Genomic DNA, 15,804 nt, shown 5'->3' with positions numbered 1-15,804 from the left:
TTTCTATCAGTACCAAATATTATAGAACCTTAAAAACTAAGCATTTCTTTTTTGTGCTTTAAAAAAGCTTTAAATACCTGCTTTTTTAAAAGTTGGCACGCCTTTTGCTATATGTTAAATGTAAATCAAAATAATTGGGAGGTGCTTAACAGTGAATAAGTTTCTTGTTGCTTCACATGCAAATTTTGCTACAGGAGCGCAAAGTACGATTGAATTGTTTGCTGGAAAAAGCAAGAACATTACTTATATAGCAGCATACAATGATGAAAATACAACGTTGGAAAAACAACTTGATGATTTCTTTAAGGAAATCACGGAAAAAGACCATGTTCTGGTCTTTACTGATATGTTTGGAGGCAGTGTTAACCAGCAGATCAGTTTGTGGGCTGCTAAATTTAACAATGTTTTTATCATAGCCGGTTTCAATTTACCAGTTGTTTTAGAAGCTTTATTATCAGCTGAGCCAATTACCGAAGAATTTGTAGATAAATTGATTCAAAGCGGACGAGTCAGTTTGCAAAAAGTTAAATTACAACAACCGACAAGCGCAGATGATGATTCTGATGATGTCTTTTTTGATTAAATAATGATTTAAAGATGAAAGGAAGATTTTAAAATGATACAAGCACTTAGAGTAGACGAAAGATTGATTCACGGACAAATTGCGATGGTATGGTCAAGAGCTTTGGACCTGGATGGCATCGTGGTCGCTAACGACGAAACAGCTAATGACGAAATGCAAAAGATGGCCTTGAAAATGGCTGTGCCAAGTGGATTGAAGGTTATTATCAAGTCTTTACAAGGAGCGATCGATCTTTTATCTGATCCACGGGCAGATAGAATGAAATTATTTGTCCTAGTTAGAACAGTGGGAGATGCTGTTACTTTAGCTGAAAAACTGTCTAACATCAAATATGTCAATATTGGTAATGTTGGTAAAGCGGTAGAGGGACAAAAACATACATTTACGCAATTTGTAATGTTAACTAATGAGGAAATTGAAAACTTACGTCGACTAACTGAATTATATCCCGAAACAGCCTTACAAAATTTACCAGACAATAAGAAACTATTGGCATCAGATGAGTTGAAGAAATTATAAGATTTTTATGATCTAAGTTGCGCAATTTAGCGTTTGATCTATTGAATCTTAACTATATATATGGAAAGTCAGCTGACGATAGTGTTTGTTATATTGCTTTTCAAGCTCAAATAATTATTCAGGAGGTTTAAATAATGTTATATCAAGCTTTGGTTGTTTCTTTAGTAGTTTTCTTGACTGTTGGCGGCCAGGAACTCTTAGGTTTCACACAACTTGGCCGACCAATTGTTATTGGTCCGCTGGTCGGTTTATTACTAGGTGATGTTCAGACTGGTCTTTTACTAGGGGCTTCACTTGAAACTATTTTTATGGGCGTTGTCAATATCGGTGGTGCAATGGTTGCTGAACCTGGTTTGGCCAGTGCTTTGGCTGTTGCTTTTGCAATCAATATGCATGGTGGCTTGGGCGTTGCTTTGCCGATCGCGATCCCGTTAGGTATTATTGGTGTTGAAGTTAAAACATTGATTTATGTTTTAGTAGTTGGACCATTTGCCAGTGTCTTTGACCGTTTGGCCGCTAGTGGACAACAAAAGAAATATACTGGATTACATTTTGGCTTGTGGACTTTACAATGGTTCCTTTATTCATTGATCCCATTTTTTGCTATTTTAGTTGGTTCAAAAGCAACCCAAAATGCTATTAATATGATCCCTGATACGATCGTTAATGGTTTGTCTGTGGCCGGCAACTTGTTGCCAGCAGTCGGAATGGCTATGTTGATGAAAATCTTGTGGGAAAATAATATTTCAGTTTATTATTTCTTAGGTTTTTTGATCGTGGCATATTTCAAGGTGCCTTTGATTGCTGTCGCTGTAATGGCAATTGTCATCGGTGTTGTTTCAGCACAAAATGATTTCAGAATGCATAAGACCGAAAAGAAAAATGCGGCACGTCCTGCAGTAGTAACAAACTCGCCAGATCAGCAGAATATAACAGAAAGTGCTGATGAGCAAGAAAATGATGATTTCTTTAGTTAACGGATATTGCATTTTTGTAATTTTTAACTAAAAATTATCGATTTAAAGGGAGGAACAACTTTAATGGCTGAAAAGAAAGAATTAACAGCAAAGGAAAATAAACTTTTACGACAAATGTATTGGCGTTCATTTACACTTTATTCAGCAGTTACACCTGCAAGCAGGGAGCTTCTGGTTTTGAATATACGATGTTGCCATTTATTAACGAATTTTATAGTGATGAAGAAGAAAAAAAGCAGGCAATGGTGCGACATAATTCTTACTACAACAGTAATTTGGCTTTAGTTCCGTTTATTATGGGTGTTACCGCCTCGATGGAAAAGGAAAACTCTGAGACCGAGAACTTTAATACTGATTCTATTAATGCTATTAAAACCAGTCTGATGGGACCTTTAGCCGGAATCGGTGATTCAGTATTTTGGGGTGTTTTAAAGGCAATCGCTGCTGGTGTTGCTATTGGTTTAGCTAAATCTGGCAACATTTTAGCTCCAATTGTCTTCTTACTGATTTTTAACGTACCAGTACAGATCATTCGTTGGTATAGTGGGAAAATGGGTTATACGCTGGGATCTACTTATATTTCCCAGTTATATGAAAATGGTTTGATCAACATATTGACTAAGGCCGCAAGTACGATCGGTTTAATGATGGTTGGTGCCATGACAAGCCAAATGGTCAAGCTTAAGATCAAATGGAATATGGTTGTGGCTGGTAAGAAAGTGTTGGAAACACAAAATGTTTTGGATCAGATTTTTGTTGGGTTACTGCCCTTAGTAATTACGTTAGCTTGTTTTTATTTGATCAAGAAAAAGAATGTTTCCCTGAATACCTTGATTTTTGCAATCATTATTATTTCAGTTTTAGCTTCCTTAGTAGGGATCGTTTAGAAAAAAATATTAAGCAAGACGGAGGAAATTATGAATTCAGAATGGTGGAAAAATGCGGTAATTTACCAAATTTATCCTAAGTCTTTTAAAGACAGCAATGGCGATGGTTTTGGTGATATTAACGGTATTATTGAAAAATTACCTTATATTAAATCATTGGGTGTTGATGCGATCTGGCTGAATCCTCTTTATGTTTCGCCGCAAGTTGATAACGGCTATGATATTGCCGATTATCGCAAAATAGATCCGCGTTTTGGATCAAATGAAGATTTATATCATTTGATCCGTGAGGCACATCAGTTAAATTTAAAGATCATTATGGACTTGGTAGTGAATGGAACTTCTGACCAACATCAGTGGTTTAAAGAAAGTTGCAAATCAAAGGATAACTATTTTAGTGATTTCTACATTTGGAAAGATGCTAAAGAAGATGGTAGCGAACCTAACAACTGGGGTTCAAACTTTTCAGGTTCAGCCTGGGAATGGAATGAACAGCGGCAACAGTATTATTTACATTATTATGCCAAGGAACAACCTGATTTGAATTGGGAAAATCCTCGAGTTCGTGAAGCAGTTTTTGACTTGATGCATTTTTGGAAAGCAAGAGGTGTCGATGGCTGGAGAATGGATATCATTACCTCAATTTCTAAAAATCAGAATTTTCCCGATAATCCGGCTAAAAATGGTGAAAAATATGTTGTAGCTAATCAAGATAATGGGCCACGGATGCATGAGTTTATTCATGACATTGATCGAGAAGTGTTAAGTCCATTTAAGATGATGAGTGTAGGCGAAGCTCCAGCATCTAAAAGTATTGACGCCAGGCAGCTGGTCGACCCGAAGCGTGAAGAACTTGATATGGTTTTTACTTTTGAACATATGCATATTGATCGTAAACCAGGTGGCATAAATGGGCGCTGGGATGTGCAACCGGCAGATATCATTGCTTTGAAGAATATTTTAAGCGATTGGCAAAACTCATTACGAGATCATGGCTGGAATGCACTTTATTTTGAAAATCATGACCGCGCGCGAACACCATCTAGATGGGGCAATGATCACGAATACCGTTATGAGAGCGCCACAGCTTTTGCAACAGTGTTACATTGTTTACAGGGGACACCTTTTGTTTATCAAGGTGAAGAGATCGGTATGACAAATCCTGATTTTAAGCTGGAAGATTACGAAGATGTGGAGTTAACGACTAATTATCATCAATTTGTTGAGGAGCAAAAGACCCTATCGGCTGCTGACTTTTTGAAAGCTGCCCATAAGATCAGCCGTGATAATGCTAGGACTCCAATGCAGTGGAATGATGCAGTGAATGCTGGTTTTTCAGAGGCTAAACCGTGGTTTAAAATCAACACACGTTATCCTGAAATCAATGTTACAAAAGATCAAGAGAGTCAAAAATCAGTTTCCAATTATTATAGGAAATTGATCGAGTTGCGGCATCAAAATTTGATTTTGCGTGATGTCACTTATGAGCTGAAATTTGCTGACGATCCGGATGTTTTCGTTTACGAGAGAGTTTTGGGTAAACAAAAATGGACGATCATCGCAAATTTAAGTGAGAAGACGTTTGACTTGTCAGATTACTATACAGCTGATACTAAAACTAAGGTTTTGCTTTCTAATTACCAAAGGCAAGGATCTGGTTTAGGAGATGCAGCATTGAAACCTTGGGAAGCACTAGTATGCGAAAAGCAGATATAGATATACAAAAGATCGATCTATTTAATAGATCTGGTCTTTTTTTGTAATTTCAGATATTTTAAAAGAACTATATTTTGATTTAGTTGGAAAACATGCTGATTTAAATGTAAGCGGTGGTAAACTAGTTAATATCAGGGAAAGTTTGTTTTTATAATGGCTTTTAGATAAAATTAGTGTATAAAATATTTGCGGATATAAAAATTTTCCGAATAATAGGGGGTGCATTGAAATGAAACCAGAGTTAACTATTACTAAAGATTTAATTACCATTGACACTAAGTCAGCATTAAATGGCGAAGATATTTTACATTTGACAAATGCTCATGCCATCGACGATCGTACTGGCCAAGATTTAACGTCCAAACTACTGGTCAATATGGCTGATGTAAAAATAGGGCAAGTCGGAATATATGATGCCAACATTTCTATTTTAGATGAGAACGGAAATTTGCAGCCATTACGTCAGATCGCCATCAAAATTGTGGCCGCCGGTAATGGTAATGAGCAGGATTATTTTTCTCAGCCAACAAGACGCCAGACACAGTCCACACAGCAACAAGCAACTCCAAAATATGCTCAGCAACAGCCAGCTCAAAATCTGCAACAGGAACAAATGGATGTAAAAAAACCGCGGGAAAAGAAAAAACACTGGGGCAAAAAGATTTTTTATGTGATCTTGGGACTTTTGGCGATTTATCTTGTTTGGACAGGGATCAGTTATCACCAGACAAGGCAGCAGGTCGATGACCAAGGCAGACAGATCGGTGAACTACAGCGAAAAAATGATTCTTTGGGTGATCAACTGGATACAGCTAATACTCAAATCAAAGAATTACGCCAAAATTATAAGACGACTAAAGATGCTGTTAAAAATTATAAAAAAGATGAGGAAGGTTATCGGCAACAATATCTCAGCCAAATGCAGCAAGTATCGCAAAGTCTGGCTTCATTAAAGCAACAGTTGGATAATCAGACACAACAAAGTGGGCTCATCTATAGTATCTTGAATGGTCGCTTGGATAATTTGCAAACGACCGTTAACCAGATGCTGAGTGTCCAGTCCGCAGACCAAGCACAGAATGTTTTGAATAATTATAAGTGGTACAAGTAAGTTGAATATTTTTGAAAAGAGTCAGGAAACAATGAATCGTTACAAAAGTTATTCCTTTTATTGGCATCAAGAAGTGATTAGTTCTAATGGTGAAAAGTAAATTGATCGCTGGATCGCTTGATAAAATACTATGTATTTTTTTAAATGAAGTTTAACTTGAAAATTCGTTGAATTAAGCTTATATTAACAGTTAATTAAAAGTAGTTTAGCCAGAAAATCTGCGGAGAAGAGTAGCTATTGGTTAAATATTCAGAGAGTCTGCGGTCGGTGAGAGCAGATATTGACTAATATTGAAGATGAGCTCCAATTATTTTTCAGCAAGTTCACGCCTGCTGAACGGTAGGAACCGTTATTTTCCCTAGCTTGAGCTTGTTTTAAGCTGTTGAGTAATTTATGCGTAAGTATAATGAAAAACTGGGTGGTAACGCGAAGTATTCGTCCCTGCACGTGAAAAGTGTGCGGGAACGGGTGCTTTTTTGTTTAGAGATTTTTGACTATGATACTTAATATTTTAATATGAGGAGTGTTTGTAATGACAGTGAAAAAACATCAGTATTTTTATACTTACGATACAGTAGGAAGTTTTTTAAGACCGAATGATTTAAAAGAAGCTTATAATCAAGTGGATAATGGAGAAATCACTCAAGATGAGTTTAAGCAGATCCAACATGGTGCAACTAAAAAACTGGTGCAGCAAGAAATTACCCACGGATTACATGTTGTTTCAGACGGTGAATATAATCGCAAAAACTTTTTTATTGATTTCTTGGCTGGTTTGAATGGGGTCCAAGTGGTCCCTGATGGATTCAAATTGAATTTTAGCGGGCAAGAATTGGTTGATGATGGTCTAAAATTAGCAGGTAAATTCGAATATAACGCAAATCATCCATTCTTTAGCGACTATGAGTTCTTGCAAAGTATTATCCCTGCTGGAGTTCAGGCAAAAGTAACTATTCCAGCTCCGACTCCTTTGTTATTTGAGGGCGACTTTGCGGTGATCGCCAACTATTCTGATTTTTATGCTAGTCGTGAAGAGTATTTAGCAGATATTCTTAAAGTCTATCAGCAAACCATCGCACATTTTTATGAGTTGGGATTACGGTATATCCAGCTTGATGATCCTTGGTTGTTGGGAGTGACATTACCAATTACAGGTCTGCAAGGTGATGAAAACACGGAACGGGTCACAAAATTAGAAGATGAAATAACTAGTTTGATTCAAAAAATTATTGCAGCTGCGCCGGATGACATGATATTTGCAACACATATTTGCCGTGGCAATTTTCACTCAGCTTCTTTAGGCGGAGGCACTTATGCTTCGATCACCAATGTATTGCAGGAATTACCGTATGATGCCTTCTTTATGGAATATGATGATCTAAAGACTGATGGTGATTTTGAACCGCTGGCGCGGATCCATCGTGCTCAGCCGCAGGCGGTTTTCGTACTAGGATTAGTAACTACTAAAACTTCACAGCTAGAATCTGAGCAAAAGTTACAACATAAAATTTTGCAGGCGATGGACATGGTACCATTGCATAATTTAAGTCTATCACCACAATGTGGTTTTGCTTCAACCAAAGAAGGAAATGACTTAAATGAGCAACAGCAATGGGACAAGGTTGATTTAGTAGTTCAGACCGCTCGTGATACTTGGAAAACAGATGCTTGCCGTTTTGATTGAGTATTGATACTCAAAATTTTAAGAATTTAAAATTCAGCCGTGCGTTAGCGAGCGGTTGTTTTTGTTTTGTCTGATTTTATTAATTTTTAACGCAGCAATGTTTATTCGTGGTAAAATTAACAGTAGATATGGATAACGAAAAAGAATTTATATTTGGAGTGATCTATTTGGCTAAGTTTATTGATTATTATCATAAAATACCCGCGACATTCGCCATCGTCAGTATGTTTGAATTCGTACTGTCGTTGGCGCTGATGATTTATTTGCCGCGGGAGATACCCATACAAATGACTTTAAATGCATTGAGTTTATACGGACAATCCAAATTATTGGTTTTTGTCTTCCCGGTACTTACGCTTTTGTTGTCATGGCTAGGTAATGATGAAAAGATCGGTAAAATTCAATCACCCGTTAAAGCAATGACTTTTGGCTGGGGGTTGAGTGTGATTCAACTGATCTTGACTATCGAAGCAGCAGTTTTCTACTTCGCAGTCTTTAATGTAATATAAGTGAATATTTTGTCGTGGTGACTTCTGCGCAAGGCAGAGGTCTTTTTTTGTCACTTTGATGATAAGACTTACTAATAAACCTTTGCATTATAGTGAGTTTTTCAGCATTGTAGTGCAGAACTTGATCAAAGATAAAATCTCGTGTTGCAAAAGCCTGCTTAAAGTCATTTTTTACTGTAAAAGCAAACAAATTTACAAAATAGTAAATTACAGGTTATAATATCAATGTGATATCAAAAAGAAATGAAGAAGGTGATGACTTTGTCGACAAAAATGACAACCATTCGGTTTCCAGAAGACGTATATGAAAAGCTAAAAAAGCAAGCAGCTGCTAAGCATATTAGCATCAATCAGATGGTTGTCGAAAGTGTTCAGCAATTTTTGGAAGAATCAGCAACGACTAACTCAACCATGGAAAGTCGGTTAATACTAAATCAAGTTGTCAAACCAGATAAGATTTTTGCTGATAGTGGTTTAGTTTCAGTCAACGGGATCTACTATCGCTATTTAACTAGTGATAATCAGGCGATTCAAGCTGACATGTCATATCTTGTAGTTGAAGCCGTCGGAAATATTTTAACGATCAAACCAATTCAGAAATGAGGTAATATTATGCCGTTAGGACTTAAAATCGTGCCCCAAAATTGTCAGGGGTTAGTAGAAATGTTTGGAAAATATAAGCACCCGGTCGAATCAGGGCTGCATTTTTACATTCCCTTTATCCAGGGGATCAGAACAGTCAGTTTGGCAATGCAACCTATCGAATTGCCGCATTATTCAATTATTACTAAGGATAACGCTGAAGTCTCGACTTCAGTTACTTTGAATTATCATGTTACTGATTCAATGAAGTACGAATATAATAATACGGATTCAGTCGAATCGATGGCGCAGTTGGTTCGTGGCCATTTACGTGACATAATCGGACGGATGGAACTAAATGACGCCTTAGGTTCTACCGCGCGTATCAATGCGGATCTTGCATCTGCGATCGGGGATTTAACTAATACTTACGGGATCAATGTTGACCGGATCAATATCGACGAGCTATTGCCTTCAGCTGAGATCCAGCGTGCAATGGACAAACAATTGACAGCTGACCGTGAACGGATCGCTGCTATTGCTCAGGCACAAGGGGAAGCAGAATCGATCCGGTTAACCAATGAAGCACAAAATAATGCTTTGATGGCTACGGCTAGTGCTCAAGCTCAGGCTACTAAAACACGAGCAGATGCTGAAAGATATCGTATCGACACCGTTCAAGCCGGTTTGAGTAATACTGATGATCGTTACTTTAAGAATCAGTCGATCTCCGCATATAGTCAGCTAGCAAAATCTCAGGCTAATATGGTTGTGGTACCTAATGATGATAGTAGTAATTTTGGTCAAACTGCAGTTTTGGCTCAAACAATAAAAGAGCGTAACGGTTCGGGTTTCTCTAAGAATTCTAAGCAAAAAGAGAACAAAAATCAGACAGAATAATTAGCTAGCAACCATAAAGACTTGCAACAAGCAAGGGAGGCGACCAAATGTCAGTGATCAGTGTGATTTTCATATTAGTCCTAATGTTTGTGATTTTTGGCATTGTAATTTGGCTGGTTCAAAAGGTTGGCAGGCTCTTTCAAAAGTGGAATGATGCATTTTCAAATAGTTCCTCTCAAATGCCCCCTAAAAATGATTTCCATGCTGCTGCCAAAAAAGTTTCACAAAAATCAAATAGTGACAATTTAGCTGGCAAAATGGTGCGCCAGCAAAATCGTAAGAGTAAACGTCAGCGAACTAAGGTGCTCCCATCTGAGAGTAATGAAAGAGGTATTCAGTATAGCCCAAATGGACCGCTATTTCATACAAGGCATTATCGCACTTCTCATATCACGGATGATCTTGTGAATGATCCTCATAGTTATCGCACAAATAATAAGACTTATGGTAGTAAGAACTTTGATAATTATAATCAGAGCAAACAGAGTGGGAAAAACAAGAAGCAGACTAATAAAAAGCCTGGTAAAAACAAGACAATGATGGATTCAATTGCGGATTCATACGCAGAAAGCATGAAATATTCTGAAGGATACCAACAAGCTGTGAAACGTAGTAAAAAATAAAAAACTCTAACTGTTTTCACTCCCACTAATTAGTGGGAAAACAGTTAGAGTTTTTCTTATTCAGAATTAGCGTCTTTAAGTGGTACTAATTTTGCCTCGCCATAATAATGCTTGGCAAATTTGTTCGTGGGTTTTAGTTTATAAGATCTGGCAGATTTTTGAATCTCAAAGTTCTTAATTGGTGCCCTATGGGAGACACCGCTTTTTTTACCCATAATAAGTTGAGTGGAACCGTTTGGTTTCTTTTTGATCTTATAACCATAAGTTTGGCAATTGTCGCCTTTGATGAATGTAACGTGTTTTCCATCAAACATTACTGTTGAAGGTGGTTGCTTTACTTGTTGCGCTGTAAATTCCCATTTTTGGCTTTCTAAATCTTTTGAAATCGAAGCACCACAACCTGCTAAATTAACGAGTAACACTAACATGACAAAAATTTTGAGATAAATCAACTCATCACATCCTTACTCTGATAAAGCTAGTTCTGTTTCTCTTCTTAAGGTCCAACGTTTGTTGATTTCTAGTAGAATAGCGGGTATGAAGACACTGATTATGACAAAGACCCAGGCAAGATCGGACAGGGCAGTAAAGCCGAAAACTTCTCTTAAACCAGGAATTGTGGCGATTGAGACTACTACTAGCATGGTTAGGCCTAAGCTAAAGTTTAATGCGGTATTATTGGCAAAAGTCTGCAAAGAAAGAGGTTGCCGTGATTTAATCACGTAAATATCGATCATTGACCCTAAAGCTAAAACCAAGAAGAGCATTGTACGTGCGAAATGTATATCTGAATTTGAAAGTACAAATTGTCCAAGGCCGAAGATCATTAGGGTCAAGATAGTGAAGACAACAGCCCGAAAGCTGACTCTTTGTGCTAGACCATCGGCAAAAATACTAGTTTGTCTGTTGATCGGTGCTTTTTTCATGTTGTTGCCTTCGGATGGTTCACGGCAGATATAGAATCCTGGGATACCATCAGCTAACACGTTGATCAATAAGAGTTGTTCGGCTAACAAAGGCGAACCCCAACCCATTGCAACTGCGAAGATCATCATAAATAACTGAGCAAAGTTAACAACGATCAAGAATTCGACAGCTTTAAGGATATTTTGATAGATCGTTCGTCCTTCTTCGACAGCTGTGACGATCGTTTCGAAATTATCATCCGTTAAGATCATGTCAGCAGCTTGTTTAGAAACATCCGTTCCGGTAATTCCCATTGCTATGCCAACGTCGGCTGCTTTAATTGCTGGTGCATCGTTGACCCCATCGCCTGTCATCGCAATAGTTGAACCATTTGCCTGCCATGCTTTGACGATCCGGATCTTATCTTCCGGTGAAACACGAGCGTAAACTTTAATATTTTTAATATTTTGCTGTAATTCTTCATCGCTCAGGTCATTCAAATGAGTACCAGTCATGACCTGATCATTTTTTTCGGCGATCCCCATTTGGACTGCAATTGCTTTTGCAGTTTCAGGATGATCACCTGTGATCATCAACGTAGTTATTCCAGCATTTTTAGCTTTTTCGATGGCGGAGATCGCTGCCGGACGTGGCGGATCGATGATCCCGATCAGACCAGCTAATTTCACTGGGATTTTAGTTGCATCAAGTGGTCCAGTCGGTTTTTCATCTAAGAGAGTATAACCGACCGCTAGGACACGTAGGGCTTGTCTAGCAAATTGTTTATTAACACTTTGAACTTGCTTATTTTCATTATCACTTAATTGGACAGGAAGACGGTCGATTGCTCCTTTTACGATCAAAAGATATTTACCATAAGGAGTTTTATGCAGCGTTGCCATCAATTTTTTATTGGAATCAAATGGATCTTCGTCTATTCTCGGGTAGTCTTTTTCCAACTCGGCACGTGTTGTCTCTGCTTTTTGCAACCAGTGAATGATAGCTAACTCTGTTGAATCTCCCAATTCCACTTTTTGACCATCAACTTCTTTGACCTGTGCATCGGTAGCTAACCCCATAAATCTCATTAGCTGAAATTCTTTGGAATCTTTTGAAATGATAGTGGAAGTTTCTGCTGGGGCATTTTGTGGGACCCAGTATTTAGTGACGGTCATTTGGTTTTGAGTAAGAGTACCAGTTTTGTCAGATGTAATAACATCAATACTACCAACCGTTTCTACTGAATTTACCCGACGCATGATCGCATTTTTTTTCGACATTTTGATAACACCATAAGATAAACTGATCGTGACAATGATCGGCAGTGTTTCAGGGACAGCAGCAACTGCTAGGGAAACTCCCATGATCAAACCAGATGAAAGATCAAATCCGCGGAAGAAAAAACCGATGATAAAAATCAAGACTCCACCGATCAATGCCACAGATGTCAAACTCTTCGACAATGAATCTAATTTTTCTTGAAGGGGAGTTTTTTTCTTTTCAGTTTCGTTGAGCAAACCAGCGATGGAACCAAGTTCGGTATCCATTCCAATTGCAGTTACTACCATTAGCGCATTTCCAGAAACGACTCCAGTTCCGGAAAAAGCTTCGTTAAATCTTTGGCTGAGTTCTTTGGTCAGTTCTTGTTCAGCACTGGTTTTTTCAACTGGTTCACTTTCTCCAGTTAAAATCGACTCGTTGATCGTTAAGTTATTGGCTGTTAGCAAGCGACCATCAGCCGGGACTTGATCTCCCGCACTTAAAATTACAATATCGCCAACGACCAAATCTTTTGATTCAATTGTTTGTCGTATTCCGTTTCGAATTACGGTCGATTCGCGAACATTCATGTCTTTTAAAGCTGCCAATGCCTTCTCAGCGCTTTTTTCCTGGTAGATACTGATAGAAACATTTAAAATCAGAATACTACCGATAATCAGCGGTTGGCTCCACTTTTCAAAGCCGGTCGCCGCCAGATAGGTGGATAAGATAACAGCAAACAGCAAGACGAGTGAAGCAACATCTGATAGATGAAGAGCTACTTGCTTAAAAATATTATCTTTTTTACCCTCTTGTAATTCATTGAGTCCGTTCTGTTTTCGTTTAGTGACTTGTTCAGTAGTCAATCCTTGCTCGCTTGTTTTATAATGAGCAAGGATTTGCTTATTGGTCGACTTTTCTTTCGACATAGGATCATCCTTTCAATTTAGATAGTCGTTAAAGCTGGTACCTTTCGTAAAGCTGTCAAATTAAGTTAACAAAACTTGTTTAGCAGTAATAAGATCACTAGCCATTTTCATAAAATTGAAACGAAATTAATACAGCAAAAGAAGTGTATTTAGTAAAACTAATATTAGTGAGAGGTTGGTCAAAGTAACGTGTAGTGCACTTTAAAAAAGTGGATCTAAGCTCACTGGCAATGTATCAGAGTTAGAATTATCCCAGAAATGACCGAAATTAAATATTTTTCAGTGGTGTATGCGGGCTAGAAAAATGCAATTTTAGCAGCGAGAATAAAGTAGTTAATGAGTCACTGGGTTTGAATAAACCAGCTGAAAGAATATACAAAAAAGTGCAGGTATCTCGTCTGTTGATCAGGAAAATATCTGTGCAAAATAACTCTGTTATAACAACAAAGATAGGAAACAGGAGATTTAAAAATGTAATTCTTAAAGCACACGGAGTGCAACTGCTGTCTGTTGTGAAATTAAATTGAAATTAGTTTAAGAGAGGTTAAATTCGGGTGAATTTAATTCTTTCAGTGAAAATGGTAGATCTGTGAACGTGATTGGTCATGCAGCAATGCAGTGATCAAATTAGAAATGAACTTTCAGAAATGATGTGCAAGTCGTTCAAACGCTTTGAACAGCTTAGCAGTTGAAAGAGATTCAACTTTACATAATTAACCGTACCATTGTTCAGGTAAGTCTGTCAAATTTTACGTTTAAAATTTTAACAAATTGTTAGTCAGGAAGTAGGTTGCTATATGAGCTATATTTTGCGTACGGGTTTAACCCGTGGTAGTTGACTACTAGGCGATGCTGCAAAAATATTTGACAGGGACAAAACTAGTGAACCGTTCTTAAATTTTGATAAATTTGAAACAGCATTTTTCATATGCAGTCAAACCAAATTAATTTTAGTTAACAAAAAACATTCAGTAAATTTATGACCTGAATGTTTTTGCTTTAGCGTATTATTTATTTTTTTCTAAATCACGCAACGCCTGTTGGGCACCAACGTTCATGATGTTCCATGGGCGGTCAAAACCTGGTTGGAAGAAGAAGTCTGCATAGGCGAGATCAGACAACGTTAATTTAGCTTGGATAGCTAAAGAAATAGTGTTGATATTTTGAGTCACATCTTGAGTAGAAAGGATCTGTGCACCTAAAATACGAGTGGTTTGTGGGTCGTATGTCAGCTTGAACCATACCTTGTCGTTTCCGTTTTCATCTGTAACAAAGCTAGGTCGGAATGTGTCTGTGACCAAAGTGGATTTAGTTTCCAAGTTGAATTGAGCGGCAGTTCCTTCTTTGATACCAGTAGAGGCAAACTTGTATTTGAAAACAGATAAAGCACTTGAACCGGAAACAAGTGGTGTTTTCGCTGCGTTCCCGACAGCATTTTTTCCAGCTATTCGTCCTTGACGGCGTGCGTTTGTAGCCAGAGCAATCGGAGATTTTGTCCCATTAGTTGGAGCAAACTTAACTAGTGTTGCATCCCCAACAGCGTAAATATCATCTGCACTTGTTCGTTGTTGATCATCGACTTTGATCATACCATGGTCATCCAGGTCAACTATTCCAGATAACCATTTGGTATTTGGTTTGATACCGGTAGCTACGATCACGAGATCTGCAGGATAAGTTGCTTGGTCTGTGATAACTTGAGTAACATGACCGTCTTTACCAACAAATTTCTTGATAGCTTGCCCTGGAGCGGCTTTGATATCATGTTTTTCCATTTCCTTAGTAACGATATCAGTTAATTCTTCGTCTAAATACTTGGCCAGTAGACGGGGCAGCATATCAACGACAGTTACATGCTTGCCAGCTTTGGCAAAAGTTTCGGCTGCTTCAATTCCGATATAACCCGCACCGATCACTACAACATTGTTGATTTCAGGATCAACGGTCCTTTCTTTTAACTTGATTGCCCAATCACGTCCGCGCATGGCATAGATATTCTTTAAATCGTTGCCAGCTACTGGCAGTGTAGCAGGAGTTGCACCAGGGCTAAGGATCAACTTGTCATATTGTTCTTCTCGTTTTTGACCATTCTTATGATCAACGATATAGACACTGTGTTGTTTTGCGTCAACTGCAGTAACTTCTGTTTCGGTAAAGACTGAAACGCCTTGAGCTCTCATGCCTTCGGGTGTTGCGTAACTAACATCATTCACGTTCTTGACAATACCTTCGAGATAAAGTTGCATCCCACATGAAAGAAATGATAAAAAGTCGCCTTTTTCGTACCATTGAATTTCTGCGTCTGGTCGATCGGCTAAAATTTCACGAACAGCTTCAAAACCACCATGTGATGAACCTACTACAATAACTTTCATGAATAAACTTCCTTTCTTANAACAGGAGAAGGCAAGAACTAACCGACTTGCACGCTATAATGCGTTTTTCAGCATTATAATGTGCAAATTAGTTAGGCGCAGCCTTCTGTCACGTGCAGCTCAAGTAAAAGCGCAACTTTTCTTACTCTACTTCAAATTTCGCTTATTCCTATTCTAACAGAAACCACCGCTCACGTATAACAACAGAAACATTTTGATAGTGTCAACTTTGTGTGGGTAAAT

General features: G+C 38.0%; 13 protein-coding genes and 1 pseudogene. 11 read left to right on the top strand and 3 right to left on the bottom strand.

Features of this window, described 5'->3' with window-relative positions; all coding sequences use genetic code 11:
• Positions 1-151: 151 nt before the first annotated feature.
• From FC65_RS04060 to FC65_RS04010, 11 genes and pseudogenes are all read left to right on the top strand, one after another.
• Positions 152-583, top strand: coding sequence for a PTS sugar transporter subunit IIA (locus tag FC65_RS04060; protein ID WP_056971645.1), 432 nt, complete (start codon positions 152-154; stop codon positions 581-583).
• Between the two features lie 33 nt (positions 584-616).
• The gene (locus FC65_RS04055; protein WP_010498744.1) at positions 617-1,102 is read left to right on the top strand and encodes a PTS sugar transporter subunit IIB; all 486 of its coding nucleotides are present in this window, start codon (positions 617-619) and stop codon (positions 1,100-1,102) included.
• A gap of 134 nt (positions 1,103-1,236) precedes the next feature.
• A complete protein-coding gene (locus FC65_RS04050) occupies positions 1,237-2,079 on the top strand; it encodes a PTS mannose/fructose/sorbose/N-acetylgalactosamine transporter subunit IIC (RefSeq protein ID WP_056971644.1) in 843 nt (280 codons plus the stop codon).
• 63 nt (positions 2,080-2,142) lie between these two features.
• A pseudogene (locus FC65_RS04045) lies at positions 2,143-2,966 on the top strand (PTS system mannose/fructose/sorbose family transporter subunit IID).
• A gap of 30 nt (positions 2,967-2,996) precedes the next feature.
• Positions 2,997-4,682, top strand: coding sequence for an alpha-glucosidase (locus FC65_RS04040; RefSeq protein WP_056971643.1), 1,686 nt, complete (start codon positions 2,997-2,999; stop codon positions 4,680-4,682).
• A gap of 229 nt (positions 4,683-4,911) precedes the next feature.
• Positions 4,912-5,793 (top strand): hypothetical protein, encoded by an 882-nt coding sequence (locus FC65_RS04035; RefSeq protein WP_056971642.1) that lies wholly within the window; start codon positions 4,912-4,914, stop codon positions 5,791-5,793.
• A 532-nt stretch (positions 5,794-6,325) separates the two neighbouring features.
• On the top strand, positions 6,326-7,477 hold the full coding sequence (locus FC65_RS04030; RefSeq protein ID WP_056971641.1) for a uroporphyrinogen decarboxylase/cobalamine-independent methonine synthase family protein: 1,152 nt from the start codon (positions 6,326-6,328) through the stop codon (positions 7,475-7,477).
• 107 nt (positions 7,478-7,584) lie between these two features.
• Positions 7,585-7,986, top strand: coding sequence for a hypothetical protein (locus FC65_RS04025; RefSeq protein ID WP_235713586.1), 402 nt, complete (start codon positions 7,585-7,587; stop codon positions 7,984-7,986).
• Between the two features lie 261 nt (positions 7,987-8,247).
• A complete protein-coding gene (locus FC65_RS04020; RefSeq protein ID WP_056971640.1) occupies positions 8,248-8,589 on the top strand; it encodes an Arc family DNA-binding protein in 342 nt (113 codons plus the stop codon).
• 9 nt (positions 8,590-8,598) lie between these two features.
• A complete protein-coding gene (locus FC65_RS04015; protein WP_056971639.1) occupies positions 8,599-9,468 on the top strand; it encodes an SPFH domain-containing protein in 870 nt (289 codons plus the stop codon).
• 47 nt (positions 9,469-9,515) lie between these two features.
• Entirely contained in the window at positions 9,516-10,091 is a 576-nt protein-coding gene (locus tag FC65_RS04010) for a hypothetical protein (RefSeq protein ID WP_056971638.1), read from the top strand.
• A gap of 56 nt (positions 10,092-10,147) precedes the next feature.
• Here FC65_RS04010 and FC65_RS04005 read toward each other — a convergent pair whose 3' ends face one another.
• From FC65_RS04005 to FC65_RS03995, 3 genes are all read right to left on the bottom strand, one after another.
• Complete coding sequence (locus FC65_RS04005; RefSeq protein ID WP_010498788.1) at positions 10,148-10,543, bottom strand: hypothetical protein; 396 nt, start codon at positions 10,541-10,543, stop codon at positions 10,148-10,150.
• Between the two features lie 12 nt (positions 10,544-10,555).
• Positions 10,556-13,186, bottom strand: coding sequence for a cation-translocating P-type ATPase (locus FC65_RS04000; RefSeq protein ID WP_056971637.1), 2,631 nt, complete (start codon positions 13,184-13,186; stop codon positions 10,556-10,558).
• A gap of 1,007 nt (positions 13,187-14,193) precedes the next feature.
• Positions 14,194-15,561 (bottom strand): FAD-dependent oxidoreductase, encoded by a 1,368-nt coding sequence (locus FC65_RS03995; protein WP_056971636.1) that lies wholly within the window; start codon positions 15,559-15,561, stop codon positions 14,194-14,196.
• Positions 15,562-15,804: the final 243 nt, after the last annotated feature.

Source organism: Ligilactobacillus acidipiscis DSM 15836 (assembly GCF_001435755.1).
Classification (GTDB): Bacteria; Bacillota; Bacilli; order Lactobacillales; family Lactobacillaceae; genus Ligilactobacillus; species Ligilactobacillus acidipiscis.
The sequence above is the reverse complement of the archived record's forward strand: the minus strand, read 5'-3'. Positions and strand labels throughout refer to the sequence as shown.

What these genes read in the sequence shown, in the direction of transcription:
- FC65_RS04035 (WP_056971642.1), top strand. Translation starts at nt 4,912, where the DNA reads ATGAAACCAGAGTTAACTATTACTAAAGATTTAATTACCATTGACACT.
- FC65_RS04055 (WP_010498744.1), top strand. Translation starts at nt 617, where the DNA reads ATGATACAAGCACTTAGAGTAGACGAAAGATTGATTCACGGACAAATT.
- FC65_RS04015 (WP_056971639.1), top strand. Translation starts at nt 8,599, where the DNA reads ATGCCGTTAGGACTTAAAATCGTGCCCCAAAATTGTCAGGGGTTAGTA.
- FC65_RS04000 (WP_056971637.1), bottom strand. Translation starts at nt 13,186, where the DNA reads ATGTCGAAAGAAAAGTCGACCAATAAGCAAATCCTTGCTCATTATAAA.
- FC65_RS03995 (WP_056971636.1), bottom strand. Translation starts at nt 15,561, where the DNA reads ATGAAAGTTATTGTAGTAGGTTCATCACATGGTGGTTTTGAAGCTGTT.
- FC65_RS04010 (WP_056971638.1), top strand. Translation starts at nt 9,516, where the DNA reads ATGTCAGTGATCAGTGTGATTTTCATATTAGTCCTAATGTTTGTGATT.
- FC65_RS04040 (WP_056971643.1), top strand. Translation starts at nt 2,997, where the DNA reads ATGAATTCAGAATGGTGGAAAAATGCGGTAATTTACCAAATTTATCCT.
- FC65_RS04030 (WP_056971641.1), top strand. Translation starts at nt 6,326, where the DNA reads ATGACAGTGAAAAAACATCAGTATTTTTATACTTACGATACAGTAGGA.
- FC65_RS04050 (WP_056971644.1), top strand. Translation starts at nt 1,237, where the DNA reads ATGTTATATCAAGCTTTGGTTGTTTCTTTAGTAGTTTTCTTGACTGTT.